20 protein-coding genes and 1 riboswitch are annotated in these 25,871 nt (G+C 73.6%); of the genes, 6 read left to right on the forward strand and 14 right to left on the reverse strand.

Going from position 1 to position 25,871, the window contains the following annotated elements; all coding sequences use genetic code 11:
- Window positions 1–79: 79 nt before the first annotated feature.
- Entirely contained in the window at window positions 80–1,006 is a 927-nt protein-coding gene (locus tag OHA55_RS31425; protein WP_266712896.1) for an oxidoreductase, read from the reverse strand.
- 226 nt (window positions 1,007–1,232) lie between these two features.
- Between OHA55_RS31425 and OHA55_RS31430 the strand changes: the two genes are divergently transcribed.
- Window positions 1,233–2,489, forward strand: coding sequence for a sulfite oxidase (locus tag OHA55_RS31430; RefSeq protein ID WP_266712898.1), 1,257 nt, complete (start codon window positions 1,233–1,235; stop codon window positions 2,487–2,489).
- Between the two features lie 47 nt (window positions 2,490–2,536).
- On the opposite strand, the gene OHA55_RS31435 is transcribed toward OHA55_RS31430, so the two are convergent.
- Complete coding sequence (locus tag OHA55_RS31435; RefSeq protein WP_266713552.1) at window positions 2,537–3,217, reverse strand: adenosylcobinamide amidohydrolase; 681 nt, start codon at window positions 3,215–3,217, stop codon at window positions 2,537–2,539.
- 417 nt (window positions 3,218–3,634) lie between these two features.
- Here OHA55_RS31435 and OHA55_RS31440 point away from each other — a divergent pair, with 417 nt between their 5' ends.
- Complete coding sequence (locus OHA55_RS31440) at window positions 3,635–4,669, forward strand: PRC and DUF2382 domain-containing protein (protein ID WP_266712900.1); 1,035 nt, start codon at window positions 3,635–3,637, stop codon at window positions 4,667–4,669.
- A 132-nt stretch (window positions 4,670–4,801) separates the two neighbouring features.
- Here the strand turns inward: OHA55_RS31440 and OHA55_RS31445 are convergent, their stop codons facing one another.
- The 6 genes from OHA55_RS31445 to OHA55_RS31470 form a co-directional block, all read right to left on the reverse strand.
- On the reverse strand, window positions 4,802–5,590 hold the full coding sequence (locus OHA55_RS31445) for an ABC transporter ATP-binding protein (protein WP_266712902.1): 789 nt from the start codon (window positions 5,588–5,590) through the stop codon (window positions 4,802–4,804).
- A complete protein-coding gene (locus tag OHA55_RS31450) occupies window positions 5,587–6,717 on the reverse strand; it encodes an iron ABC transporter permease (RefSeq protein ID WP_266712904.1) in 1,131 nt (376 codons plus the stop codon). The genes OHA55_RS31445 and OHA55_RS31450 overlap by 4 nt, the downstream gene beginning before the upstream one ends.
- Complete coding sequence (locus OHA55_RS31455; RefSeq protein WP_266713554.1) at window positions 6,714–7,757, reverse strand: ABC transporter substrate-binding protein; 1,044 nt, start codon at window positions 7,755–7,757, stop codon at window positions 6,714–6,716. Before OHA55_RS31455 ends, OHA55_RS31450 begins: the two co-directional genes overlap by 4 nt.
- A 61-nt stretch (window positions 7,758–7,818) precedes the next feature.
- Window positions 7,819–8,007, reverse strand: a riboswitch (cobalamin riboswitch).
- Window positions 8,008–8,171: 164 nt separating this feature from the next.
- Window positions 8,172–9,395 carry a beta-ketoacyl synthase gene (locus OHA55_RS31460; protein WP_266712906.1) on the reverse strand — a complete coding sequence of 408 codons (1,224 nt, stop codon included), beginning with the start codon at window positions 9,393–9,395 and terminating at the stop codon, window positions 8,172–8,174.
- On the reverse strand, window positions 9,392–9,652 hold the full coding sequence (locus OHA55_RS31465; RefSeq protein WP_266712908.1) for an acyl carrier protein: 261 nt from the start codon (window positions 9,650–9,652) through the stop codon (window positions 9,392–9,394). The genes OHA55_RS31460 and OHA55_RS31465 overlap by 4 nt, the downstream gene beginning before the upstream one ends.
- A 266-nt stretch (window positions 9,653–9,918) precedes the next feature.
- Window positions 9,919–11,817 (reverse strand): acyl-CoA dehydrogenase, encoded by a 1,899-nt coding sequence (locus OHA55_RS31470; protein WP_266712910.1) that lies wholly within the window; start codon window positions 11,815–11,817, stop codon window positions 9,919–9,921.
- Between the two features lie 147 nt (window positions 11,818–11,964).
- On the opposite strand from OHA55_RS31470, the gene OHA55_RS31475 reads away from it, so the two are divergent.
- Entirely contained in the window at window positions 11,965–12,756 is a 792-nt protein-coding gene (locus tag OHA55_RS31475; RefSeq protein ID WP_266712912.1) for a maleylpyruvate isomerase N-terminal domain-containing protein, read from the forward strand.
- A gap of 279 nt (window positions 12,757–13,035) precedes the next feature.
- Here the strand turns inward: OHA55_RS31475 and OHA55_RS31480 are convergent, their stop codons facing one another.
- The 3 genes from OHA55_RS31480 to OHA55_RS31490 all read right to left on the reverse strand — a co-directional run bounded on the left by OHA55_RS31480 (window position 13,036) and on the right by OHA55_RS31490 (window position 15,926).
- Window positions 13,036–14,367, reverse strand: coding sequence for a beta-ketoacyl-[acyl-carrier-protein] synthase family protein (locus OHA55_RS31480; RefSeq protein WP_266712914.1), 1,332 nt, complete (start codon window positions 14,365–14,367; stop codon window positions 13,036–13,038).
- Complete coding sequence (locus tag OHA55_RS31485) at window positions 14,351–15,427, reverse strand: beta-ketoacyl-ACP synthase 3 (RefSeq protein ID WP_266712916.1); 1,077 nt, start codon at window positions 15,425–15,427, stop codon at window positions 14,351–14,353. Before OHA55_RS31485 ends, OHA55_RS31480 begins: the two co-directional genes overlap by 17 nt.
- Window positions 15,428–15,662: 235 nt before the next feature.
- Window positions 15,663–15,926, reverse strand: a complete 264-nt coding sequence (locus OHA55_RS31490) for a type B 50S ribosomal protein L31 (RefSeq protein ID WP_266712918.1) — start codon at window positions 15,924–15,926, stop codon at window positions 15,663–15,665.
- Window positions 15,927–16,481: 555 nt separating this feature from the next.
- Here OHA55_RS31490 and OHA55_RS31495 point away from each other — a divergent pair.
- Window positions 16,482–18,623 (forward strand): alkaline phosphatase family protein, encoded by a 2,142-nt coding sequence (locus tag OHA55_RS31495; protein WP_266712920.1) that lies wholly within the window; start codon window positions 16,482–16,484, stop codon window positions 18,621–18,623.
- Between the two features lie 11 nt (window positions 18,624–18,634).
- Entirely contained in the window at window positions 18,635–21,970 is a 3,336-nt protein-coding gene (locus OHA55_RS31500; protein WP_266712922.1) for a LamG-like jellyroll fold domain-containing protein, read from the forward strand.
- 96 nt (window positions 21,971–22,066) lie between these two features.
- Here the strand turns inward: OHA55_RS31500 and OHA55_RS31505 are convergent, their stop codons facing one another.
- Window positions 22,067–22,945, reverse strand: coding sequence for an ABC transporter substrate-binding protein (locus OHA55_RS31505; protein WP_266712924.1), 879 nt, complete (start codon window positions 22,943–22,945; stop codon window positions 22,067–22,069).
- A 303-nt stretch (window positions 22,946–23,248) separates the two neighbouring features.
- Here OHA55_RS31505 and OHA55_RS31510 point away from each other — a divergent pair, with 303 nt between their 5' ends.
- On the forward strand, window positions 23,249–24,112 hold the full coding sequence (locus OHA55_RS31510; RefSeq protein WP_266712926.1) for a M12 family metallo-peptidase: 864 nt from the start codon (window positions 23,249–23,251) through the stop codon (window positions 24,110–24,112).
- 44 nt (window positions 24,113–24,156) lie between these two features.
- Here the strand turns inward: OHA55_RS31510 and OHA55_RS31515 are convergent, their stop codons facing one another.
- Both OHA55_RS31515 and OHA55_RS31520 read right to left on the reverse strand, forming a co-directional pair.
- Window positions 24,157–24,786 (reverse strand): N-acetyltransferase, encoded by a 630-nt coding sequence (locus OHA55_RS31515; RefSeq protein ID WP_266712955.1) that lies wholly within the window; start codon window positions 24,784–24,786, stop codon window positions 24,157–24,159.
- A gap of 65 nt (window positions 24,787–24,851) precedes the next feature.
- On the reverse strand, window positions 24,852–25,811 hold the full coding sequence (locus OHA55_RS31520) for a YihY/virulence factor BrkB family protein (protein WP_266712957.1): 960 nt from the start codon (window positions 25,809–25,811) through the stop codon (window positions 24,852–24,854).
- Window positions 25,812–25,871 lie beyond the last annotated feature (60 nt).

Genomic DNA, 25,871 nt, shown 5'->3' on the forward strand with positions numbered 1-25,871 from the left:
GTGGGGCGCGGCCTTCGGGCCGCGCCCCACGTGCGTACCGCCGACCGGGACAGGGGCACGGGGCGGTGCGCCCCATGCGTCAGGCGTCGGCGGGCGGGGTGACCGCGTGGTGGGCCGCGTCCAGGGCGACCAGCTCCTCCTTCGTCAGCCGCAGGGCCCCGGCCGCCACGTTCTCCTCCAGGTGGGCCGGATCGCCGGTACCGGGAATGGCCAGTACGTGGGGGCCGCGGTGCAACGTCCATGCCAGCCGCACCTGCGCGGCACTCGCGCCGTGGGCCCGCGCGACCTCCGCCACCTCGTCGTGCTCCGGCGCCGCTCCGGCTCCCTTGTCGCGACCGGCACCGGCGATCGAGTAGAACGGTACGAACGCGATGCCCTGCTCACCGCAGCTGTCGACGAACTCGTCCTGGTCGGGACGCACTCCGATGCCGTAGAGGTTCTGTACGCAGACCACCGGGGCGATCTTCCGTGCCTCGGCGAGGTGTTCGGGGCGCACGTTGGAGATGCCGAGGTGCCGGATGAGTCCGCGCTCGCGCAGTTCGGCGAGCGCGCCGAAGCGTTCGGCTATCGAATCGGGCCCCAGTACACGGAGGTTGACGACGTCGAGGTGGTCGCGGCCGAGCTGGCGCAGGTTCTCCTCGACCTGCTCGCGCAGCCGTTCCGGGGTCGCGTGGGGGATCCATTCGCCCGAAGGGGCCCGTCCGGGGCCCACCTTGGTGGTGATGACGAGGTCGTCCGGATAGGGCGCGAGCGCCCGGTTGATCAGTTCGTTGGCGGAGCGCAGGCGTGAGAAGTAGAAGGCCGCGGTGTCGATGTGGTTGACACCGAGCTCGACCGCCCGGCGCAGTACTCCGATCGCCTGGTCGCGGTCGCGCGGAGCCGCGTCGGGGTCGAAGGCGGCGCCGGTCTGCGGCAGCCGCATGGAGCCGAAGCCGATCCGGTTGACCGATCGGTCGCCCAGGGTCCACGTGCCCGAGGCCGCGGCCGTGATGGTGGGTGAGGTCATGGCGCCATGTTCGGTGCGGTGCGGGGTGGCGGGCAAACCCTTTCGGCCGTCCGTCTCGCCCTGGGCAACGCGTACGGCCGGTTCCCCGCTGTTGCCACCGCATTGCAGGTTCGTGGCAGGGCGGGCGAGCGCCTTCCCGGCGCGCGCGGCTCGCCCTACGGTCCGTAACCGGCCCGCGGCGAAGCCGCGTCGGCTCTCCCTCTTCCCTCCCCGAGGAGCGTTCGTCATGGATCACCCGCCGCTGTCCGAGTCCGCGTACGACCGGTTGCGCATGCGCCAGTGGGCCGATGGCCGGGCCCGGTCGGCCGGCATCGACCGGCGGGACCTGCTGAGGCTGGTGGCCGCCGCCTCCGTGGCCGTTCCGCTGGCCTCGGCCGCGACGCCCGCGCACGCGGCCGAGTCGCTGCCCGGCGTGGTGAAGCCGTTGCCCGCCGACCTGTTCACCATCCGGGGCACCAACGCGGAGACCAACTTCGCGGCGCTGCGCGGGACGGGAGTACTCACCCCCACGGACCGCTTCTTCGTGCGGAACCACACCGCGACACCCCGCGTCGAGGCGGCCGACTGGAAGCTCACCGTCTGGGGCGACGGGCTGACCGGCGGCCCGGCGGACTTCTCGTACGACGATCTGCGCGCCCTGCCGTCCGTCACCCGGACCGCGTTCGTCGAGTGCGCGGGCAACGGACGCAGTTTCTACACCACCCAGCAGAACCAGCAGGTCAGCGGCACCGCGTGGACGCTCGGCGCGATCGGCACCGCGCGCTGGCGCGGGGTGCCGCTGCGGACGGTGCTGCGCCGGGCGGGCATCGGCCGGCACGCCGTCGACGTGCTGCCGCGCGGCCTGGACGCGGAGGTCGTGACCGACGGCGTGAACCTGGGGCGGGTGCGCAGGCCGCTTCCGGTGGCCAAGGCCCTGGACGACGTGCTGCTCGCGTACGAGATGAACGGCGAACCGCTTCCGCCGGACCACGGCTTCCCGGTGCGGCTCGTCGTGCCCTCGTGGGTGGGGATCGCCAACATCAAGTGGGTGGGTGACATCGAGGTGAGCGCCGATCCACTGGTCTCCCCGTGGAACACCACCCTCTACCGGCTGTTCGGTCCCGGTTATCCCGCGGAGGGCAGTGCGCCACTGACCCGGCAGACGCTGAAGAGCGCCTTCGAGCTTCCGCTCGGCGCCTCCTTCACCGCGCACCGGCGGGTCGAGCTGACGGGCCGGTCCTGGTCGGGCGGTGCCCCGGTCCGTTCGGTGGAGGTCAGCACGGACGGCGGTGTCCGGTGGCGGCGGGCCCGGCTGCGCGACGAGCCGCGCGCGGGCGGCTGGGTGCGCTGGTCGGCGGAGTGGGTGCCGGACCGTACCGGTCCGGGTGTCCTGCTGGCGCGGGCCACGGACCGGTCCGGGCGGACGCAGCCGGAGACCGCCGCGCACAACACGCAGGGGTACCTCTTCGACGCGGTGGTCCGCCACCCGGTGACGGTGGCCTGAGAGCGGCGGTGCGGGGGCGGGGTGCGGGGACGGCGGCCCCGCGGGCGTCATCGGCCGGCGGCCCCGGGCCCGTCGGTCGTACGGCTCCGCTCGTGTTCGTCGCGCAGGTGGGCCGTCGCGCCTTCGAACACGGCCGCGTGCACCGCCCTCGCCAGGCGTGCGCCCCAGACGGACCGGGGTCCGGCGAACGGCTCCGTACCCTCGGGTCCTGGGGCGGGCACGGCGACGCAGACGGCGTCCGTGGGGGTGCCGGAGCAGTCGAGCCCGGCGTCAAGGAGCGCCTGGACCTTCGCCTCGGTGGCGGTGGCGACCGCGTTGACCAGGGCGGCGTCGCTGAGGGCGACCGGGAGTGTGACGACGATGTTGACCGTCCCGGGCTCCGGCGGGCCGCCCGCGCCCGGTGCCGGTACGGCCGCCCAGCCGCGTACGCCGAGGCCGCTGGTGACGGTGGCCGTCACCCCCTCGTCGTGTGCCTCGGTCCAGGCGCTCACGTCGGCGGCGGTCATGAGTCCGGCGCCGGGTCCGTCGAGCCCCTCCGCCGCCGCGATCTCCGCGAGGTGACGGTCGGGGTCGAGCCTGGGGTATCCGCCGGGCACCTGGGCGTTGAGGATCCAGGCTCGGTCGCCGATGCCGCCGCCGAGGACCGCGCTGCTGCAGACACGGCTGCCGGGGGCCAGCCGCCAGACCAGATGGCCCAGCCGGTGGCCGTCCTCGTGCCGGGTGCGCAGGCACCCGCGCGGCGCCGGGAGCTGAAGGGGGACGGAAGTGATGGCGGTTCCCGGGGGTGTGCGGCGGCCGGCCGTGGTGTGACGGCCCTCCGGTACGGACGACGAAGGCCGGTCGATCCTATGCGGGGCGCCGGTCCTGCCGGACGCCGCCTGCCCGCCGCCCGGCCGGGTGCCCCCCGGACCGTCACCGGGGCCCACCCGGCCCACCACCAGGGCAGTCACCCGTTTGGCCTAACAGGTGGTCCGGGTCACCCATCCCGGCGGTCGCGGGCCCGAGCGGGTGCGACGTGCCCTCTCCGCACGGCCCCGGGCGGTCGGTGGGTTGCAGGGGCCATCCGGGTGAGGCGCGATGGAACCGGGCGTGCCGCACCTGAGTGGACCCACCACAGGACGCGTCCGGGCGAGGAGGCATCGGTCATGGCAGCCGCTGACGGTTTCACGGATTCCGGAGAGCTCGACGGTCTCACCGTCTACGACAACGGGGGCGAGAAGGTCGGCAGTGTCGGCCGCGTGTACGTGGACGACGACACCGGAAAGCCCGACTGGGTCACGGTCAAGACCGGCATGTTCGGGATGAAGGAGAGCTTCGTTCCGCTCGCCGGAGCCCGTCGGGTCGGCTCGGACCTGCATGTGGCGCACCCGAAGGAGAGCGTCAAGGACGCTCCCCGGGTCGACGCGGACGCCCACCTCTCGGTCGCCGAGGAGGAAGAGCTCTACCGCCACTACGGACTCACGAGGAAGCCCGGTACCACCGCGGGTACGGGCATGGGCGCGGACGGCCGGACGACGGCCGGCACGGGCGCGATGGGCGGTGCGGCCGGAGCAGCCGCGGGCGCCGGGGCGGCGGGCGCGGCCCGTACGACCGGCACCGGCAAGGCGACCGGCGGTACCGCGGGCATGACGGGCACGGGCATGCCGGGCGCCGGCAAGCGGGACGCCGATGCCTCGGCCGGAACCCGACCGCTGGTGGGCGCCGGAGCCGAGAGGTCCGCCCCCGACATGTCGAAGGCCGACCTCGCCGACCAGGAGGAACTCATCCGCTCCGAGGAACAGCTGCGCGTCGGCACGGAGGAGTACGAGAGCGGGAGGGCCCGCCTGCACAAGTACGTCGTGACGGAGGAGGTCACCCGCACGGTGCCCGTCTCGCACGAGGAGGTACGCGTCGTCCGGGAGCCGCTGGCGCCGGGCGAGAAGGTGACCGGGCAGACCTCCATCGGTGAGCAGGACGTCGAGGTGACCCTCCACGCCGAGCGCGCGACCGTGCGCAAGGAGGCCGTTGCCGTGGAGCGGGTGCGGCTGGAGCGGGACCGGGTGACCGAGCAGAAGGAGGTCTCCGCCGAGGTCCGCAAGGAGAAGATCGACTACGCGGACGGCATGGACACCGGTACCGGCAAGAACATGGGTACCGGCAAGGACACGGGCGGCGAGTTCGGCCAGGGCCGGCGCCGCTGACCCGACCCGGGCCCCGGCGGCACGCCAGGGGGCCGGAGCGAGCAGGGCGTGGGGGCGGGTCCGCCGTCGCGGATCCGCCCCCGCGCCCTGCTCACGCCCCGCACCCTGCTCACGCCCCGCGCCCTGCTCGCGTCACTTTCGGGCGGTGGGCAGGAAGCGCACGCTCGGCCGTCCCCGCGGGCCTTCCGGGGTGACCACCGACCGCACCCGGTAGACGTCCGCGATCAGCCGCTCGGTGATCACCTCCTGCGGAGTGCCCGCGGCGACCACCCGTCCGCCGTCCAGCACCGTGACCAGGTCGCAGAACATCGCGGCGAGGTTCAGGTCGTGGAGGGCGACGACGCAGGTGAGCGGCAGTGCGGTCACCAGCGTCAGCAGATCCAGCTGGTGCTGGATGTCCAGGTGGTTGGTGGGTTCGTCCAGCAGGAGTTCGCGTGGCCGCTGGGCCAGGGCGCGGGCGATCTGGACCCGTTGGCGTTCGCCGCCGGACAGGGTGTGCCAGGACTGCCCGGCACGGCCGGTCAGCCCGGTGCGTTCCAGGGCCTCGCGCACGGCCTCGTCGTCCGCGGGCCCCGGTGCGGACCAGGCCCTGCGGTGCGGGATGCGCCCGAGGCGTACGACGTCGAGGACGCTCAGTTCGACCTGGGTGGCCGCGTGCTGGTCGACCACGGCGACCCGCCGGGCCACGGTGCGCCGGCTGGTCGCCGCAAGCGGCTCGCCGTCGAGGGTGACAAGCCCGCCCTCCGGTGGGAGGAGGCCCGCGAGCATCCGCAACAGGGTTGATTTCCCTGACCCGTTGGGCCCGATCAGGCCGACGGTGGCGCCCGGCGCAGGTGCGAGGGTCACCCCGTCGAGGATGAGGCGGCCGCCCGCCGCCCGGCTCACCCGATCGGCCCGCAGGCCCTCGGCGCGGGCGGTCATACGACCCTCCGGGTGCGGTGCAGGACGAGCACGAAGGCCGGTACCCCGATCAGCGCGGTGACCACGCCGACCGGCACCTCCTGCGGGTCCAGGACCGTCCTGGCCAGGGTGTCGACCCAGACCAGGAAGACGGCTCCGGCCAGCGCCGTGACCGGCAGCAGCCTGCGGTGCCCCGCTCCGGCGAGGGCCCGGGCGGCGTGCGGGAGCACCAGGCCGACGAAGCCGATCGCCCCGGCCGAGCTGACCAGCGCGGCGGTCAGCAGCGCGGTGGTGCAGAGCAGCACGGTCCGGGTGCGCGCGACATGGACGCCCAGGGTGGCCGCGGCGTCCTGCCCGAAGGCGAAGGCGTCGAGCGTACGGGCGTGCCCCAGGCAGACCGCCAGGGTGACCACGACCACGGCGGTGCAGAGCCGTACGTCCGTCCAGCCGACCCCGCTGAGCGAGCCGAGCAGCCAGAACAGCACCCCGCGAGTCTGTTCGGCGTCGGCGGCGGTCATCACGACGAACGAGGTGAGCGCGGAGAACAGCTGCATGACCGCGACTCCGGAGAGGACGACCCGGTCCGTGGTGCCGCCGAGGGTGTGGCTGAGCAGGAGCACGAGGGCGAACGAGGCGAGCGCCCCGACGAACGCGCCGGCCGAGAGGGAGACCGCTCCCCCGCCGACCCCCAGCACCACGACCACGACCGCACCGGTGGACGCCCCCGAGGAGACGCCGAGGACGAAGGGATCGGCGAGCGGGTTGCGCAGCAGCGACTGCATGACGGTCCCGCAGACCGCGAGCCCGGCGCCACAGACGGCGGCGAGCAGGGTGCGCGGCATCCTGAGATCCCAGACGATGCCGTCCCTGATCGGGCTCGACTCCGTTCCACCGAGGCCCAGATGGGCGGCGACCACCGACCACACGTCGGCGACGGAGATACGGGCCGGGCCGATGGTGACGGCCACCGCGACGGAGGCCAGGAGGAGAACGGCCCCGGCGCCCCACAGGAGCGGTTCGGGCACCGTCCGCAGGCTAGCGCGGCGCCCGGCCGACCGGTCTCCCTCGACATTCAGGTCCGCGGCGGCCCTCAGGTCCCCGTAGGCCGTGGGCGCTGTGTCGGCCGTTGTCCCTTTGTCGCCCGTCATCCGGCCAGTCCGAACTCGCGCAGTCCCGCGGCGACGAGCTCGATGCCTTCCACCGTGCGGATGGTGGGGTTCATGGCCTGGCCGCTGAGCAGGACGTACCGCTTGTTCCTTACGGCGTCCATGTTCCGGGTGACCGGGTTGGACTCAAGGAACGCGATCTTCTTCACGGCGCTCTCGGCCGACTGCGACTTGCGGGTGAGGTCGCCGATGACGAGGACGTCCGGGTCGCGGTCGGCGATGGTCTCCCAGTTGATCTGGGGCCACTCCTCGTGGGTGTCGTCGAAGACGTTCTTCGCGCCGAGTTCGTCGGTGATGATGCCGGGCGCCCCGCAGCAGCCGGCCAGGTACGGGGCCTCGGAGTTGGCGAACCAGTAGAGGAGGGTGGTGCCGGAGGCGTCGATGCCGTCCGTCGCCTTCGTCACCCGGGCCCGCAGCCCGGCTATGAGTTTCTCGCCGCGTTCCGGTACGCCGAACACCTTGGCCAGGTCGCGTATCTCGCCGTAGACGCTGTCGAGCGCAAGGGCGGTGGAGCGGGCTCCGTCGCCGTCGCCGCTGTTGTCCTTGCCGGTGCAGTCGGCGGGCGAGACGTACGTGGGGACGCCCAGGTCCTCGAACTGCTCGCGGGGCGCGACCCCGCCCTTGCCGAGGGTGGACTCGAAGGAGGCGCTGACGAAGTCGGGCTCCTGCTCCAGCACCTTCTCCGAGGAGGGGGCGTTGTCGGAGAGCCTGGGGACTTTCGCGTTGGCCTTCTCCAGGCCCTTCATGACGGGGTCGGTCCAGGTGGCGGTGGCCGCGAGCCGGTCGGCGAGGCCGAGGGAGAGCAGGATCTCCGTCGAACCCTGGTTGAGGGAGACCGCGTGGTGCGGTGCGGAGGTGACGGTGACGGTGCGTCCGCAGTTGTGGAGCGTCACCGGATATCCGTCACCGGCCGCGCCGGCGGCGTCCGGCGCGGCGGCGTCGGCGCCGCCGCAGGCGGTCAGCAGCAGGAGCCCCGCCGTCATCAGGGCAGCGGAACGGGCGGATCGGGCCATGGGCGGCACGAGGTACCTCGGCGTCTCTGGGCCCATGCGCGGGGCCCGTTGTACGGAGTACTGCGACCCGTACGGGGCGCAGGGCGCCAGCAGGTCTTCGGACTCGGGTTCGTGCGGACGGGGCGCCTTCCCGGGACACCCGTGGGTCTCCCAGTGGCCGTGGCCCCGCCCGTCCCCCTCACCGCTGCGCGTCAGTTCCGGACTCTCACCGGATTCCCTGACCCCTGTGTGGAGTGCGACTGGCACTGGGAAGCTATCACGCCCCTCGGGCCGCGTCCGGGGCCCGTCGGGGTCCTGGACGACCGCCGCCGCGGGCCTCGAGGGCGGCCGTACGACAGCGGGCGCGGGAGCCGGGGACGGTGGTACGACAGCGGGCGCCGCCGGATTCCGTTCGGCGGCACCCGCTGTCGTACGGCCCCGTGGTCAGGGAAGCCGCAGCGCGATCACGGCGTTGTGGCCGCCGAATCCGAATGAGTGACTGACGGCCCTGCTGACGTCGACGGGCCGGGGCGCCTTGGTGACGCAGTCGATGTCGAACCCGGGCGCCGGGGCGTCCAGGTTGGCGATCGGTGGGACGACCTGGTGCTGGAGGGTCAGCACGGTGAGCGCGGCCTCGATGGCCCCCGCCGCTCCCATGCAGTGGCCGAGCACCCCCTTCGGAGCGGTGACCGGCGGCCGGTGCGGGTAGGCCCGGGAGATGAGGGCGGCCTCGGTGGCATCGTTCAGCGGGGTCGCCGTGCCGTGCGCGTTGACGTGGCCGACGTCCTCGGCCTGCCAGTCCGCGTCCCGGAGGGCGGCTTCGACGGCCGCCTGGGCCACCTTCCCGGAGGGGTGCGGGCTGGTGGGGTGGTGGGCGTCGGTGGTGGCCCCCGTGCCCGCGATCAGCGCCCGGGGTACCGCCCCCCTGGTCAGGGCGTCCTCGGTCCGTTCCAGCACCATGATGGCGGCGCCCTCCCCCATGACGAGGCCCGCGCGGTCCTCGGCGAACGGACGGCAGAGCCTCGACGGGTCGCCGTCCGGCAGCGCCGCCGCTCCGGACCGGGCCAGGCCGGTCATCGCCACCGGGAAGACGATCGACTCGGTGGCCCCGGCAATGGCGATGTCGCACTGACCGTTCATCAGCATGTCCCGCGCCACCGACAGGGCGGTGACCCCGGACGAACAGGCCGTACACGGAGCGAGGCTGGGGCCGGTGGCACCGAGCTGGATCGCGATCTCCGCGGCGGGCATGTTGGGGATGGTGAGCAGGATGCCCGCCGGCGAGGAGGCCTCGGCCCCCAGCCGGTCCAGCACCACGGCCTGCTCGGAGAGGGCTGCCGAGCCTCCGCTGCTGGTGCCCACCACGACCGACACCCGGGCGCCGTCCCAGCCGCGCGGGTCGAGGCCGGCGTCCGCCACCGCCTCCCGGGCCGCGAGCACGGCGAACTTGACGTACTTGCCCATCCGGTAGGCGGTCCGGCCGCCGACGGCATCGTCCAGATCGATACCGGTGACCGTGCAGGCGAAGTCGACCGCGCATCCTGCCAGTTCGGGGACCGCACGGGCCGAGGACACCCCGGCGAGCACACCCTCCCAGGTGGAGGCCGTGTCGTTGCCCGCCGGGGTGATCATGCCGAGTCCGGTGACGGCGATCTCGGGCCTCTTCATCGGGCGTTGCTCACCGGTTCCCCGCGGCGGGCCGCCGCGCGGATGAAATCCGAGATGTCCGCGAGGGTGGCGTCCCGGTGGAGGGTGTCGACGGGGGTGTGGATGCCGAGGGTTTCCTTGATGATGACGGCGAACTCCGCCACCGCGAGCGAGTCCATCTCCAGGCTGTCCATCGTGGACTCCGGGTGAATCTCGGCCGGGGGCACCTTGAACGTATCGGTCAGCACGCCGACGATCTTCGGATGAATGGCCTTCATGATCTTCCTCTTGTATTCGGGCACATACCTGGGGGGTGGCGGGAGCTTCAGCGGCCCCATGTCGGTAACTCGCTGAGCCCTGTCTGGTTACGCCTTCCGGCGAACCGATTCCTCTACGCCCACCTGCGGCTTCTTGCGCCCCTTCGAGACAACGAAGACCGTTCCCCAATACGCCAGAAGGACGGCCTTCACCCCGAGTGAGGCCATGGCCTCGCGTACCACTCGGCCACGTCCCTCACGGGCGGCCGGCGTGCGGACTCGCCGCGTCACCGATCGGCCTCCTCCCCCGTCCGCAGGGAGACCTCGTTCGCGCGGGTCGCGGCCTCCCGGTGCCAGGGACCGTCCGGGTCGTCGTAGGCGTCGGCGTACGCGGGCCCGGCGATCGGGCGCTCCGTGAAGAGCTCGTCCGGCAGTGCGAACGACTCCACCAGCGCGGGGGCGTGCGCGGCGACGGCGGCCACGGCCTCTTCGTACAGGCCGGGCAGGTCGCGTACCTGTCCGGCAGTCAGCCGACCGTAGGCCAGCAGCTCTCCGGCGCTGCGGCCGACCTGCCGGAGCAGGTACAACCGCTCGATCTCGGCGAGCCGTTCGCGCGCGGGCCCCTCGGGCAGGGCGGCGACGGCCTGCCCGAACGCCTCGGCTGCCTGCCGGGCCGCGTGCTCCCCCACACCGCGCAGGGCCGCCCCCGAGGCCGCGTTCCACCGGCCGAGCGCGTCCCCGGGCGGGGCGGCGCCCATCCGCGCCCGGGCCCGCGCGAAATGGAGGGCCTCCACCGCGGCGAGCAGCCGGCGCAGGAAGGCGGGGTCCCGGAGGTCGCCCGGCTCCGGCGCCCCGGCGTCCCCGGACTCCGGGGCCTCCGGGGCGAGCAGCAGCATCTCGGCCGCCGCCTTGGCGTGCACGGCGAGATTGTCGCCTTCCGCGGTGATGGTGCCCTCGATACCGGTGACCAGTCCGGCGAGCCCGTTGTGCTCCAGCAGCCCCTGCGCACCGCAGCGTTCACGGCACTCCACGATCACGTCCCGCGCCTGCCAGGTGATCCATCCCTTGGCGACGGCCACCAGCCGCTCCGCCGCCCCCCGGTCGGCCCCGCCCTCGCCGGCGCTCGCCTCCCAGCGGTCCAGCGCACGGCGGTGCAGCAGACTCATCGCGAAGACCGTCGCCAACGCCTCCGCCAGCGGGCCGTGGTGGGTGCGGTGGGCATACACGGGAACGGTGCCGGTGCCGCGCGGGCCCGCGACCGTACGGTGCCCGGCGTAACGCACGGCGACGGCGAGCGCGACGCGTGCCGAGCCGACCGCGCAGGCGCTCATGGCCAGCTTGCCCGGGGTGACCCTGCCGATCGAGACGAGCAGGCGCCGCCGCCTGCTCGGCAGCGCGCTGGCGAACCCGCCGTCGTCGTCCACGTGTCCGTGGGGCCCGGCGAGCAGTGCCGTACGGGGTACGAAGCAGTCGTCGAACGAGGTGAGGCAGTGGTCCACCGGCGAACCCATCCGGGCCGGCAGCCTCTGCACCCGTACGCCCGGGCGGGCCGCGGCACCGTCGGTCAGCGGAACGAGCAACAGGAAGACGCCGTGGTCCGTCCCGTCGACGACGAGCCTGGCGGCGACCAGCCCGCTCTTGGGGCCGCCCACCGGGCTGGTGTTGGGCATGAACTTCTGCGCCCCCGCGTGCGGGGTCCGCAGCACGAATCCGTCGCGCGCAGGATCGTAGGTGGCGGTGGTCTCCACCTCGGTCGCGTCGTTCCCGTGCGCGACCTCCGTACAGAGGAAGGTGCCGATCTCGTCCATGTGCAACGGGCCCGAGAGGTCGCGGCGGCCCTCGGGGTCGTGGTCGAGCAGGCTGCCGAGGAAGAGGTTGTAGTGGATGCCCGCCACCGTGGCGAGGGTGGGGTCGACGGGCCCGAGCCACTCGTGCATCGCGGTGAGGGCACGTACGTCGGCGGCGAGCCGGGCCGCGCTGTCGAGGGAGCGGTTGATCAGCCGCAACCGCTCGTAGCCGCGTACGAGTTGCTCCTCCGGTGTGGCGCATGCACCGCCGCGGAATGGCTCGGTGGTGGTCAGCCGGCGCCAAAAGGCGTGCTCGCGGCGGAAGTCGGGACCGAAGATCACGGCGGTCAGCGCGTCCGTGACGGCAGACGGCGGCGCTGCGACGGGGAGAGGGGTCATGTTCGGTTGAACGATCACGGAACGGCGAGGACACCCCTCGCCGGCCCTCTCCCGGGCACGGTCAGAGCTGCGGGGCGCACCGCGCGCCCGTCGCGCCCGCCGCGAAAACCTTGGCCGGTCATCGGATCGTAGTGGTAGACACCCGGTGTGAACATCACTCTGGACTTCCCCGAGCTGCTGCGCCTGATCGACGATCGGTCGTCGGCCTTCCGTGCCGCGGTCGCAGCCGCGCCCGACCTCGACGTGCGAGTGCCGACGTGCCCCGAGTGGACGCTGCTCGACCTGGTACGTCACCTGGGTGAGGGCCGCCGCGCCTGGGCCGCCACCATCGCGGCGGGACCCGATGCCACGTCCAAGTCCGCACCGCAGGGCTACCCGGCGCCTCGGGAACGCGAGGCCCTGCTCGCCTGGCTGGCCGAGTCCACGCGGCAACTGGTCGACGCGTTGCGGGAGGCGGGTCCGGATCGCGGTTGCTGGACGTGGTGGGGCAGGTCGCAGACCCCGCGAACCTGCGGTGCTGTGGCCCGGCACCAGCTCCACGAGATCGCTGTGCACACCTACGACGCACAACTCGCCGTGGGCGCTCCGCAGTCACTGCCGGACGCGATCGCGCTCGACGGTGTCGAGGAGTTCCTGTTCACCCTCTGCACCACCACGGTCGCCTGGCCGTACCGGCCGGCCGCCGTCGACTACCACGTCACCGAGGGCTGTTCCTGGCGCAACTGGGTCTCCGGCGACGGCGCTCGGGTCGCGCGCCTGCCCGTACCCGGCAGGGGGCCGGCGCCCGACGGGGAGCCGGACGGGGTCGACGCCTCCGCACTGGGTACGGCCAATGACCTGCTCCTGGCTTTCTACGGCCGTATCCCGTTGGACTCCCTGAAGCTGAACGGTGACCGCGATCTCCTCGACCGGCTCGCGGCCTGGGACCCGGAGGAATAGAGGGTGGCCGCGCGCCCCCTCCTTCCAAGGACGGCGCGCCACCTCCTTCCAAGGACGGCGCACCACCTGCGCGGTGTCTGCGACGAGGCCGAGACCTCATGGGACTCGGTCGGACGATCACCGAACGGCGAGGACACCCCTCGTGGTCCGTGGGCCGAGCCCCGTCCGGGCCGTCAGCAGCGGGTCTGTTGTCACCGGGCATGTCGGCGCTTGTCCGGCCGAACGGGAGCGACGCGAGCGTGTGACGTACCTGGGAGGACCCACGCCGGTGACGCATCGTCAGGCACGCCGGAACGCCAGCGCCACGTTGTGCCCCCCGAAGCCGAAGGAGTGGCTGACGGCGGTCTCGGCGCACTGCCTGCGCGGCTCCTTCACCACGCAGTCGAGCGCGAACGCGTCGGTCACCGAGTCCAGGTTGGCGATCGGCGGGACGAGCCCGTGTTCCAGGGTCAGCACGGTGGCCACGGCCTCGATGGCCCCGGCCGCCGCGAGGGTGTGTCCGACGACGCCCTTGGGCGCGGTGACCGTGGGCGCGTGCGGGAAGAGGCGGCCGATGAGGGCGGTCTCCATCGCGTCGTTGAGCAGGGTGGAAGTGCCGTGGGCGTTGACGTGGTCGACCTCGCCGGGCGCCCAGCCGGCCTGCCGCAGGGCCTCCTCCACCGCGCGCTGTGCGCCCCGGCCGTCGGGTTCGGGCGCGGTGGGGTGGTAGGCGTCGGTACTGGAGCCGGCCCCGGCGAGCAGCGCGCGGGTGCGCCCGCCCCGGGCGCGTACGTCGTCCGCGCGTTCCATTACGAGCATGGCGGCGCCCTCGCCCATGACGAAGCCGTCCCGGTCGGCGGCGAACGGGCGGGAGGCGCTCGCCGGGTCGTCGGACCTGGTGGAGAGGGCGCCCATCCGGGCGAACGCGGTCACGACGAGGGGGGTGAGGACGGATTCGGCGCCGCCGGCCACCACGATGTCGCACTGGCCGCTGTCCAGCAGGTCGCGGGCGACGCTGATGGCCGTCGCACCGGAGGCGCAGGCCGTGACGGGGGCGAGGCTCGGACCGTGGGCACGGAGGGCGATGGCCACTTCCCCGGCGGCGGCGTTCGGGATCATCATGGGGACCAGCAGCGGCGACACGGCGTCCGGCCCGTCGTCGGACAGTCTGCGGGCGTTGTCGACGAGCACCGAGACGCCGCCCACGCCGACTCCGAGCACCACGCCGACCCGGCCGCCGTCCCAGCGCGCGGGGTCGTGCCCGGCGTCGGCGACAGCCTGCCGGGCGGCGACGAGTGCCAGTTTCACGAACCGGGCCATCCGCCACACGGAGCGTCCGCCGATCACGGCGTCGAGGTCGACGCCGTCCACGGGGCAGGCGAAGTCGACCGGCAGGCCGACGAGTTCCTCGCACCTGCGGGCTGCGGAGAGGCCGGAGCAGAGCCCCGCCCAGAAGGAGTGCTCGTCCGCTCCCGCGGGGGTGACCACCCCGAGGCCGGTGACGGCTACGGCGGCGCCGGGCCGGATCCCGAGGTGCGCGCCGCCCGGCGCGGGGCGGCGGGCCGCTCTCGCCGACTCGGCCGCCCGGTCCCGAGAAGTGGCCCTGGTGCTTCTGTCAGCGGAGTGCGACATGGTCTGTCCTACCTTTCGTGGTCGTACGCGGGGCCCCCGGCCAGCGAAGTGCCGCCGAGCCCCAGGTGAGTCCGCCTCCGAACGCGGTGATCAGCACGTGGTCCCCCGCGCACAGGCGCCCCCGCTCCTCGGCGTCGGCCAACGCGAGCGGGATGGAGGCGGCGCCGGTGTTGCCCACCCGGTCGAGATGGGTGACGCAGCGGTCCGGCCCGATGCCGACACGCTGGGCCACGGCGCTCATGATGCGGCCGTTGGCCTGGTGCGGCACGAAATGGTCGACGTCGGCGGGGCCCCAGCCCACCGAGGTCATCAGCGCCCGGCAGGAGGCGGCCATGCGCAGCACCGCGTGTTCGTAGACCGTGCTGCCCCGCATCCGGAAGAAGCCGTCGCCCTCGGCGGGCGGTTTGCCGGTGGCGCGGGCCCGTGCGCCGCCTCCGGGCACGGTGATCAGGTCGCGGCCCGTACCGTCGCTGCCCAGGTCGAAGGCGAGGAGTTCACCCGGGTCGCCGCTGCGGCCCGCGGCGACCAGCGCGGCCCCCGCCCCGTCGCCGAAGACCACTCCGGCCGACCGGTCCCCGGGGTCCAGCCAGGTGGAGTAGACGTCGGCGCCCACCAGCAGGACGCGGCGGTAGAGGCCGGAGGCGACCAGTCCGTGGCAGACGGCGAGTCCGTAGACGAAGCCGCTGCAGACGGCCGCGATGTCGAAGGCGGGGACCGTGCCCAGACCGAGCCGGGCGGCGAGGGCGGGCGCGGTGCCCGGGCAGAGGTGGTCGGGGGTGGCCGTGGCGAGCACCAGCGCGTCCACCGGTCCGGGCGCGGACCCGTCGACGAGGCGGCGGGCCGCCTCGTGGGCGAGGTCTCCGGTGGAGAGGCCGGGACCCGCCCGGTGCCGGCTCACGATGCCCGTACGACGGCGCACCCACGCGTCGTCGACGCCCCAGGCCGCGGGCAACGCGTCGTTGCCCACCGGTTCCCCCGGGACCCATCCCGCCACGCCTTCCAGCACCGCCGTACGTACGCCGTCGCCGCCGGCGGCCGCTGCCGCCCGTCCGCTCGTCACCCGTCGCCCCGCTCCCCTGATCGGCCCGTACCCTGTCATGCGAACGGCGCAACACGCGGCGAGGATGCGTTCGACACCGCCGAACGGGTGACTTACCCTCACCTGTTCGAGTGGAGATCTCCGCAACCGGTGGTGGAACACGACCCGGCCACCGTCACCGGACCTCCGACCGGAGGATGAGCCGTCGGATACACACAGAGGCCGGCAGGCTGTCCGGACGCGCCGGGCCGACGTCTCAGGAACCGTCCTCACGACCCGCTTCCCCGTACCGCCGTTCGAACTTGGCGATCCGTCCCTCCGTGTCCACGGCACGGGCGTGGCCGGTGTGGAAGGGGTGGCTCTCGGCGGAGATCTCGACGTCGACGACCGGGTAGGTGTTGCCGTCGTCCCATTCGATGCTCCTCTCGCTGGACGCGGTGGACCGCGTGAGGAAGGCGTATCCGGCCGACCGGTCGCGGAACACGACGGGCCGGTAGTCGGGGTGCTTGTCCTTCTGCATGGCTGGCTCCCGGAGACGGTGGGGCGGACTGCCTTCCCGTGGGCGGGAGGGCGGAAGACCGGTCCCGCACCTCCTCTTCCGGCCGGAAGGGCGGGGCGGATGCCCGGTTCTGACCACTTTCGCCAGCCCGGCACCGGGGCGCGATCCCTGGCCGCCCGTACGGGGCGCCGGCCATGGGCGGTCCACGGCCCGGGCGCCACGGTGGCGCGCGGGCCGCCGTACCGCGGACGGACCGCGCGGCGGGCGGAACACGTGCGGCCGGCGGAACACGTGCGGCGGGCGGAACGACAAGATCATCATCCGCCGGTGCGCCGGTCATCCGCGCACGGTCGCCGGGAATTCACCTCGCGGCACTACGTTCTCGCGAGCACACATCGTGGATCGGCCCCGTCGGAGCCCGCCCGGTCCGGGCCCGTGCGCGCGTCGTCCCGACACCGGTGCCACCGGTCCCCGACTCGGGGAGAGGGCGACCGCGGGGGCGCGGTCCCGGTCGGCCCCGGCCGGGTACACGGCGGCGTGCGTACCACCGAAACCCCTCTCCCCCGGAGGCCCTTGATGACGCTCACCACGACCGAGTCCCCGCTCGCCGGTCTCCTGTCTCCGGAACAGGCGCTCGCGCGGCTGGAATTCGCGGTGCGGGACCCCGCCGCGCCGGAACCCGCCGACCAGGTGCCAGCAGCGGGCGCGCCCGGGGCCGTCACCGAACTCCGCCTCTCCCGACGGTCGATGCTGCGCGGCGCCGCCGTCGCGCTCGGCGCGCTCGCGAGCGGCTCCGTCGCCCAGGCCGCCGCCGCGCCCACCGCCGAAGCGGCCGAGTACGTCCTGCCCGCCGGCTACCGGGGCGACATCTCGGACCTGAAGCACGTGGTGATCCTGATGCAGGAGAACCGCTCCTTCGACCACTACCTCGGCAAGCTCCCCGGCGTGCGCGGGCACGACGACAAGCAGGCGCTGATCTTCCAGGACGGCACGAGCGTCTTCCAGCAGCGCGACGCGGACGGCACCGTCGTCGTGCCGTCCGCCACGACCGCGACCTGGGGCGACAACCACAACTTCTACGGCGCGAACGAAGGCCGCTGGAACACCTGGGTGCAGGACAAGGGCGCCGGCTGCATGCGCTACTACACCCCCGACCACATGCCGTGGATGTACTCGCTGGCGAGCCAGTACACCGTCTGCGACATGAACTTCTGTTCGCTGCACGGCCCGACGATCCCCAACCGCTACTACCTGATGACCGGCACCTCCCACGGTGAGACCTCCAACGCCGGGCAGAACGACTACAGCCGTAGCTGGCTGACGGTGCCCGAGCAGCTCCAGCAGGCCGGCATCGACTGGCGGGTCTACAGCGACAACAGCGGCAACGGCCTCGGCGGCGCCCTGCAGAGCGGGTTCGTCGGTGACTACGGCTGTAACGTCACCAACAGCTTCCGGGCCTTCGACCCCCGCTCGGCCGCCCCCGAGGATCTGGAGCCGGGCACCGGCAAGGTCTGGAAGGCCAACTCCTTCCTCTACTCGGGGACGACCACCCCGAACGACGACTCCGAAGCGAACCTCGAAGCGGTGCTGTCGGACCTCTCCGCCGCCTGCGAGCCCGGCGCCGAGCACCCGTTGCCGGAGGTCTCCTGGATCGTCATGCCGGCCGCCTGGAGCGAGCACCCCAACTTCGACACGGTGCACGGCGAGCGCTACATGGACAAGGTGCTCCGCACCCTCCAGAGCAATCCCGACATCTGGGACCACACCCTGGTGATCATCACCTACGACGAGAACGACGGGAAGTTCGACCACGTCCTGCCGCCGCGTCCCGAGGCGGGCACGGCGGGCGAGTTCTCCGGCACCATGCCCTACGGGTTCGGCCCGCGGGTGCCGATGCTGCTGGTTTCCCCGTGGACGCGCGGAGGTTACGTCGCCTCCGAGGTCTTCGACCACACCTCGACGGTGAAGTTCCTGGAGACCTGGGCCGCCCACCTCGGCAAGCCCTTCACCTGCCCGAACATCTCCGACTGGCGGCGCTCCGTCTCCGGCGACCTGACCAGCGCCATCGACTTCGCCCACCCGCAGCCGGGCCCGGCCGACATCGCCGACCCGGTGAACGGCACGCCCCCGCCGCTGTCCGCGGACCGGATGAAGCCGCGCGGGCTCTCCTTCCACCCGCACGCCACGCTGAGCGAGAACCGCTCCGCGGGCACGGTGACCGCCACCATGACGCTGGCGGGCGGCCCGGACGGCAAGGCGGTCAGCCTCCAGGTCTTCCCCGACAGGTACCTGCCGTTCGCCAACACCCCCTATACGGTCTCCGCCCCGGCCCCGCGCACGCACACCTGGGACGCCCGCAAGACGGACGGGAAGTACGCCTTCTCCGTCTACGGCCCCGACGGCTTCGTACGCTCGTTCGCCGGCCAGATCGTCCCCGCCACGCAGAAGAACATCCCCGTCCCGCGCGTGGACGCCGAACTGGTCCCCGGCAAGGAGGCCGGGGTGCGCCTCACCCTGCGCAACGACGGCACCAAGCCTGTCCGTTACACCCTCACCGCCCACGACTACCTCGGCGCCACCCAGACGTACGTCGTCACCGGCGGGGCCACCACCACCGTCGACTGGCCGACCCGGCTCGGCTACTACGACGTCGTCGTCACCGCCGACACCGGTACCGGCTGGACCCAGCGGTACGCCGGCCGCGTGGCTACGGTCTGAGGAGCGAGAACATGAGACCGCGCACCCGTCACCACGCCGCCCGGCTGGCCGCACTGGCCCTGCTGCTCACCCCGACCACCCTGCTCGCGGGTCCGGCGGGAGCGGCGACGCCCGCCCCGCAGGCCGCCGCGCCCACGACCGCGACGGCGGCCACCGAGGTGCCTTCCCCGGACGTCCTCGCCGTCGACTTCGCGGACCGCACCCCCGCCGACCGCGCCCAGGGCCTGATGCCCGTCGCCAAGGGCGTACCGGCGATCACCCGCGACCCGGGCGCCGGCAAGCCGGTGGCCACCTTCAACGGCACCTCGGACGCGTACAGCTATCCGTTCGCCGGCCAGTGGTCGAAGCTCACCGGCGGGTTCACCGTCGGATGCCGCTTCCGCTGGAACGGCGCGACGGTCCCGGCCACCGGGCAGAGGGCGATCTGCTCGAACGCCCAGTCCGGCGGGGCCGATCTCCAGATCGACAGCGGGCAGTTGGCGTTCTCGGTGAACGCCGGCGGCTACAAGTACACCCGCACGCCCATCGTCCCGGGCCGCTGGTACGACGCGGTGGCCAGCTGGGACGGCCAGAACGTCAAGCTGTACATGGACGGCGTGCTCGCCTCGGCCACGGCGGCGACGGGCGCGCTCACCGTTCCCGCGACCGGCGCGCAGAACTGGACCCTGGGCGCCGACTCCGCGGCCGGCGGGGGCATCGAGACCCCCTCGCCCGTCAGTATTTCCACCGCCGACGTGTGGACCGGCGCGCTGACGGCCGATCAGATCGCTGCCTTCTCCGCCACGAACGGCGCCCCGCCCGCCGGAGCGCCCGACTGCACCGCGTACGAGGACGGCCTCGCGGACGCAGCGGACGCCCCGGCCGGCACGGTCGTCCTGGACGAGGACTTCTCCCGGTCCGACGCGGTCGACTGCTGGAACCAGGCCACCGGCTCGGAGCCCTGGACGGTCACCGGTGGGCGGCTGACCGGCCGGTCCCCCGCCGCCGGTGACCAGCCGGTGCTGACCTTCGGGCCGCATCTGGACGACTACCTCCTGGAGACCACCGCCCGCTTCGACAGCGTGCTGCGGCCGGACGACCCGTGGTTCGCGCTGATCGCGGACACCCCCGTCGACGGGGTGCGCCCCTACCCGGCGTTCGCCGTCCGCAGCGGCACCACGGCCGCCGACGGCGTCCGCGCCGTCGTCCAGTCGCCCACCGCCGCCACGGCCCTCGCCGGCGCATCGCTCGGCAGCAGCCTGGGCACCGGCACCGACGCGCACCTCGCTCTGGAGGTGCACGGCACCACCGCCGACTTCTACGTCGACGACCGGCTCGTCCTCGCGGACGTTTCCCTCCCCCGCACCACCACGGGCGTCACGGGTCTGTACCTGGACTCCGCGACGGTCTCCTTCGACGGTCTCCGGCTCACCAAGCTGGGCCCGCTGGGCACCACCGGCTTCATGAGCGACACGTTCCGGCTGCCCGCCGCGCCCGTCTCCACCGCCGTACGCCAGCCGCTCGCCGGACTGTGGAAGGCGGGCTGGACGCGGCCGGGCGGGGGCGGGACCGTCTTCCGCAAGGTCTCCGGGGACTCCTGGCTGGACGTGAACGCCGACGGCGTCGTCACCGGCACCGCTCCCGCCGAGGTCCCGCAGGACGAGGGCGCGCTCACCGTGGAGGCGACCGACGGCACGACCACGGCCCGGATCCTGCTGCAGGTCCCGGTCACGACGGCCGGCGCCGCCCCGCAACTGCAGAGCGCGTCCTGGAACGCCTGGGACGGTGGCAGCCACGTCACCGACGCGGTCGCCAAGAACGTCGCCGCGATCGCCACCCAGGGCATCACACTGACCGGGTTCCAGGACGGCGGCGCGGCGATGGCCCGCGAGGTCGGCGCCGCCCTCGGCTGGGACGTCTACGCCTCGGGCGATCTCGGCATCGTCTCCGCCTATCCGATCGCCGACGCGGACCGGGTCGCCCCGACCGGTACGGCCCCGGCCGCCGCCGTCACCCTGGACGTGGCCGGCACCCCGGTGCGGGTCTGGAACACCCACCTGGACGAGGCCGACTACGGCCCCTACCGCGCCTGCTTCGACGGGGCCACCGACCTCGCGGCGCACGAGCGGACCACCGCGCGTTACGCCCAGGCCCGCGCCGTGGCCCAGGAGATGGCGGCCGACCTCACGGGCGACACCCCGGTGCTGCTCCTCGGTGACCTGGCCTCTCCCTCGGCCACCGACTGGACCGCGTCCGCCGGCGGCGCGCACTGCGACGCCGGGACGGTGGACTGGCCGGTGCCGGACGTCTTCGCGGGCCTCGGTCTGACCGACTCCTACCGCGTCGCCAACCCCGATCCGGACTCCGACCCGGGGAACACCTGGTCCCCGGTCACCTCCGGCAACGCCAACGGCAAGGACGAGCCGCAGGACCGCATCGACTACGTCTGGTACCAGGGCGACGGCCTGCACGTCGACGAGGCGCACGCGCTGACCGTCGGCTGGCCCTCCGAGGACGACGTGGCGGACAACTCCTGGGCGAGCGACCACGCCGCCGCCGTCACCACCTTCACCCTCGGCGACGGTGGCACCGCCCCTCCCCCCGAGCTGCCGGTCGTCTCGGTGGACCAGCGGACCGTCGCCTACCAGGCCGGACACGGGCCGGTGGACGCCGCCGCGTTCCTCACGGACACCGGAGCCGGCGCAGACCCGGCCGACGCGGTCCTGCGGGCCGACCTCTCCGGCGTCGACTTCGCCGAGCCCGGCTGGTACACCGTCCTGATCACCGCCGTCCACGGCCGCTGGACCTCCGCCCCGGTGGCGGAGACCGTCCGCGTCGCGCCGGTGCCCGGTCTGGTGCTGTCGGCCACGACGGCCGCCTTCACCGCGGGCGACACCGTGGACGAGGCCGCCGTGCTGGCCCGACTGCAGCCGGTGCTCGACGTCCCGGGCACCGTCCGCGTCGACCTGACGGCCGTCAAGTCCCTGACGCCCGGCCGCTATCCGGTCACCGTGACGGCCACCGACGAGTGGGGCTTCACCGTCGCCCTGCCCGCCGCCGTCGAGATCGCCGGCGTTCCGCCGACGGCCTGGAGACCGGCGCAGGTCTACGACACCGGCGACACGGTGAGCTACGGCGGCGCCCTCTACCAGGCGTCCTGGTGGACCCGGAACCAGACGCCCGGAGATCCGTACGGCCCCTGGCAGGAGATCGCCCTCACCGAGGACGGCACCGCCGTCTGGACCGCGTCGAGGATCTTCCGGACCGACGACGTGGCGGTCTACCGGGGCAGGGCGTACCGGGCGAAGTGGTACACGCGCAACCAGGCCCCGGGCGACCCCTACGGCCCCTGGGTCGCCGTCGGCTGACCACCCGGCCGGCGGACGGCCACCACGCGGACGACGGCGCCCGGCCCCGCTTCCCGAGGGGCCGGGCTCCTCCCGCCCTCGCGCGGCGGCTGCCGCTCAGTTCCCGCGTACGGAGTCCAGGGCGTCGGCGACCGTCGAGAGGAAGCGTGCGTGCGCGTGCGCGCTGCACAGCGGTTCCGGGTTCCACGGCACGACGAGCGTCCCCGCCTCCAGCAGCGCGGCCCAGTCCGGTTGGTCGCGGAGGGCGCTCAGCGGCGCCGCGTTGACCCGGACGTCCGTCAGCAGCACGCGGGGGGCGAGCGCGGCCACCTCGGCCCAGGGCGCGGTGTGCCAGTTGACCCCGGGGCCCGGGGGCGGGTCGACGAGGCCGAGGCCCAGCTCGTCCAGGGCCGCCAGTTCGGGCCAGAGGGCGGGCCGGGCGACGTACGCCCGGCCCGGGTCGGCCGGTGAGAGCGCCACCACCCGGACACCGGCCGGGGCCGCCTCGCGCAACCGGGCCCGGGCGGCTTCGAGTTCCGCCTCCGCGCCGGTGGTCGCGGCCGCGCCGAGCGAACGGGCCAGCTCGGCGAAGCGGTCAGAGGTTCCGGCGAGCGTGCGCGACGGGCCGACGTCGATCACGACGACCGGGACGTGTTCCTCCAGGTGCTTGGCGGTGTCGGGATCGAGCCCGTACGCCTGGCCCCCGCCGTAGCTGACGGCCACCACGAGGTCCGGGGACCCCTGCAGCAGGGTGTCCACGTCGAGGGCGGTGCCCGCCCCCAGACAGACCACCTGGTCCGGCGGGAGCTCCCCCGCCTTCGCCGGGTCGATCTCGGCGCCGTCGTGGCCCGAACCGAAGACGCCCCAGGACCGGACGCCCAAGTCCCACAGGGTGGCGCCCGCCTGAATGTACGTCAGCACTCGCGCGGGGCGCCGATCCGTCTCCGCGACCCGGCCCCGGTCGTCCGTGAAACGCCACCCGCTCTGTTCCGTCACGTCGCCCACCCTCGATCCGTACTCGTCCGTGCGGCCTTCTACCCCTTCGCACGGATGTACCTGCCCAACTCCTCGCCGCCGCACCCCTCCCCCTTCGGGCCGACGGCCGGTGCACCCCCGGGCGGGCCCCGAGCAGCGCGGGGACGGTCTCGACTCCCTTTCCGCGCACCCCACTTGCACCGTTCGGGCACGCACATCCCACCACTCGGGCCGGGGCGGGTCCGGTTGCCCGGTTTCGCCCCGCGCCGATCAAGAAACACTCATGGCGACCGGCTCCCCCGCCCGGACGGAAGGATGCGCCCCGTGCCCGCGATCGCCCTCAAGGGAGCCCTGTCCCTGCCACTCGTCGCCGCGCTCGCCCTGGCGCCTCCCGCGGGCGGCACGGGCGCCACGCACGGGACCGCGCCGAGTGCCGCCCAGGAGGCACCGGGCCGGCAGGCCCGCCACTGCCCGGTGGTCGACGTGATGACCGTGTACACACCGAAGGCAGCGGCGGCCGTGGGCGGCGTGCACCAGGTACACGCGTCCGCGCAGGAGATCGCCACCCGGATGAACCGGTCCCTGCTCGCCAGCGACGTCTGCGACTCCATCCGGATCGTGCACCCGTACACGGCGGAGGGGTACGAGGGCTCCGACGAGTTCGACGCGGCGTACGACGGACTCCGCGAGGGCGACGATCCCGCCCTGGGGGCGACGGCCCGGCAGCGCCGCGACCGCTACGGCGCCGACCTGGTGACGCTCGTGGTGGACGCGTCCGGCCGGGGCGGCGGCACCGGGGACTACACCCCGGACCTGACCGCGGCCTCGGACGCGTATGCCTACGCGGTCGTGGACGTCCAGGGCATCGCACTCGACTCGGCGAGCCACGAGATCGGCCACAACCTGGGCCTGGCCCACGACCGTACGACGGTCGCCGACGGATCGGAGGGGGCCATGGAGGTCAGCAGCACCCGCCCGTACAACACCGGCTGGGTCACCGAGGACGGCGCGTACTACACGATCATGGCCTACCGGTCCTCCTGCGGTGAGCACTGCCGCCGCGTCAGCCGCTTCTCCAGCGCCGAGGGCACCTGGAAGGGCCGCCGCCTGGGCGACGCGGCCAACGACAGTGCCCGGGTGCTGCGCGAGACGATGCCGATCGTGGCCGGCTACCGCACCGCCCCGTGAACCGGCCGTCCGGCGGACCCGCGCCGCCCAGCGGACCGCCCGACCTACAGCCCCGCGCTGTCGGTGCTCCGGCCCAGATAAGTCAGCGGTCCGGGGTCGGGCACGTCGATCTCGTGGAACCCCAGCCGGTCGTAGAAAAGCCTGGCCGGCTTGTTCGCCGTCAGCATCGAGAGGTACACGTCGGCGACCCCCCTGGCCCGCAGCGCGTCGAGGAACGCGCGCATCAGCTCACGGCCGTGGCCCTTGCGCTGCCAGGGCGGCAGCAGGTCGATGTGCAGGTGGGCCGGGTAGTCGGCGACCTGCGGGCCGAGCATGTGCTCGGGGCGGTGCAGGAGCGCGACCATCTCCTCGGTCGGTGTGGTGGGGACCTCGTCGGAGGCCGGGAAGCGGTCGGCCACCAGCGGCAGCCAGCGCTCCCGGAAGGCGGCGGCGAAGGCCGTGGTGTCGGCCGTGCCCAGGACGTACCCGACCGCCCGGCCGGAGCCATCGTCCAGCACGAACGCCAGGTCGGGTTCGAGGTACGCGTACGGCGCGGCGAACAGCGAGGGCATCAGATCCTGATCGGCGTACAGATGCCGGGAGTCCCCGCCGTTGTCGGCGGTCCGGACACAGATGTCGGCGAGCGCGGCACGGTCGCCGGGGCTGTAGGAGCGTATGAACGCGGGCTGTCCCATGGCGGGGAGCATGCCACCTTGGGAGCGCTCCCACAAGGTCTGTGCGGCACTGCCGCACGGCCCGCTCAGGGCCCCTCACCGTCCCCCTCACCAGCCTCCTCGCCGACAGCTTGAGGCGGTACCGTCGGGCGCGCGCCCCGGGCTTTCCGCTCCGCCGCCAGCTCGGCGTTGAACTGTGCTCCGGCCAGCAGGGCCAGGTTGGTGAACCAGACCCAGATGAGGAAGACGACGAGCCCGGCGAGCGAGCCGTAGAGCCGGCTGTAGGTGCCGACGTGCGTGGCGTAGAGCGCGAACCCCGCGGAGGCGACGAGCCAGAGCACGGCCGCGAGCACTCCGCCCGGCAGCCCCTGCCGGGTACCGCGCACCGAGCGCGGCCCCGTCCGGAAGAGCACGGTGATGAGGCAGGTGACCAGCACCAGCAGGACGGGCCACTTGAGGAACCACCACAGGGTCTGCCCGGCCTCCGCGAGCCCCAGCCTGCGGGCGGTCCAGCGGGCGAGCGGCCCCGTGAGCACCAGGACGAACGCGCTGGTCAGCATCAGCAGGAGCAGCCCGATCGCCGAGGCGACGATGGTGTGCGCGTTGCGCAGCGCGGGCCTGGTGTCGCGCTCGTGGTGCATGGCGTGCAGGGCCCGGCGGAAGACCGCGAGGTAGCTGGAGGCCGACCAGACCGCGCTGACGCTGCCGGTCGCGACCAGGACCCAGCCGGCGGTGCGCTGCTCGGTGGCGGCCAGCAGCGGCTGCCGCAGGGCGGCACCGGACTCCGCCGGGGCGAAGGCGGTGATGTCCGAGATCAGCGCGGCCGTGGCATCGGGGCTGGCCAGGCCGATGACGGAGACGGTGACCAGCAGCGCGGGGAGCAGGGCGAGGATGGCGTAGTACGTCTGAGCTGCGGCCCAGTCGGATATGTCGTCGTTCCACAGCGAAACGGGGGTCCGGCGCAGCGCGGCGGACCAGGCGGCGGTGCGGCCGGCTGGGCGGGCGCCGCCCGCCTCGCGGGCAGGGGCAACGGACTTGCGGAACACGCGTCGCTCCGGAGGACGTGGACGGGATGGGGCACGCCGGACGTCCGTGCTGGTCGCACG

Source organism: Streptomyces sp. NBC_00102, assembly GCF_026343115.1.
Taxonomy (GTDB): domain Bacteria; phylum Actinomycetota; class Actinomycetes; order Streptomycetales; family Streptomycetaceae; genus Streptomyces.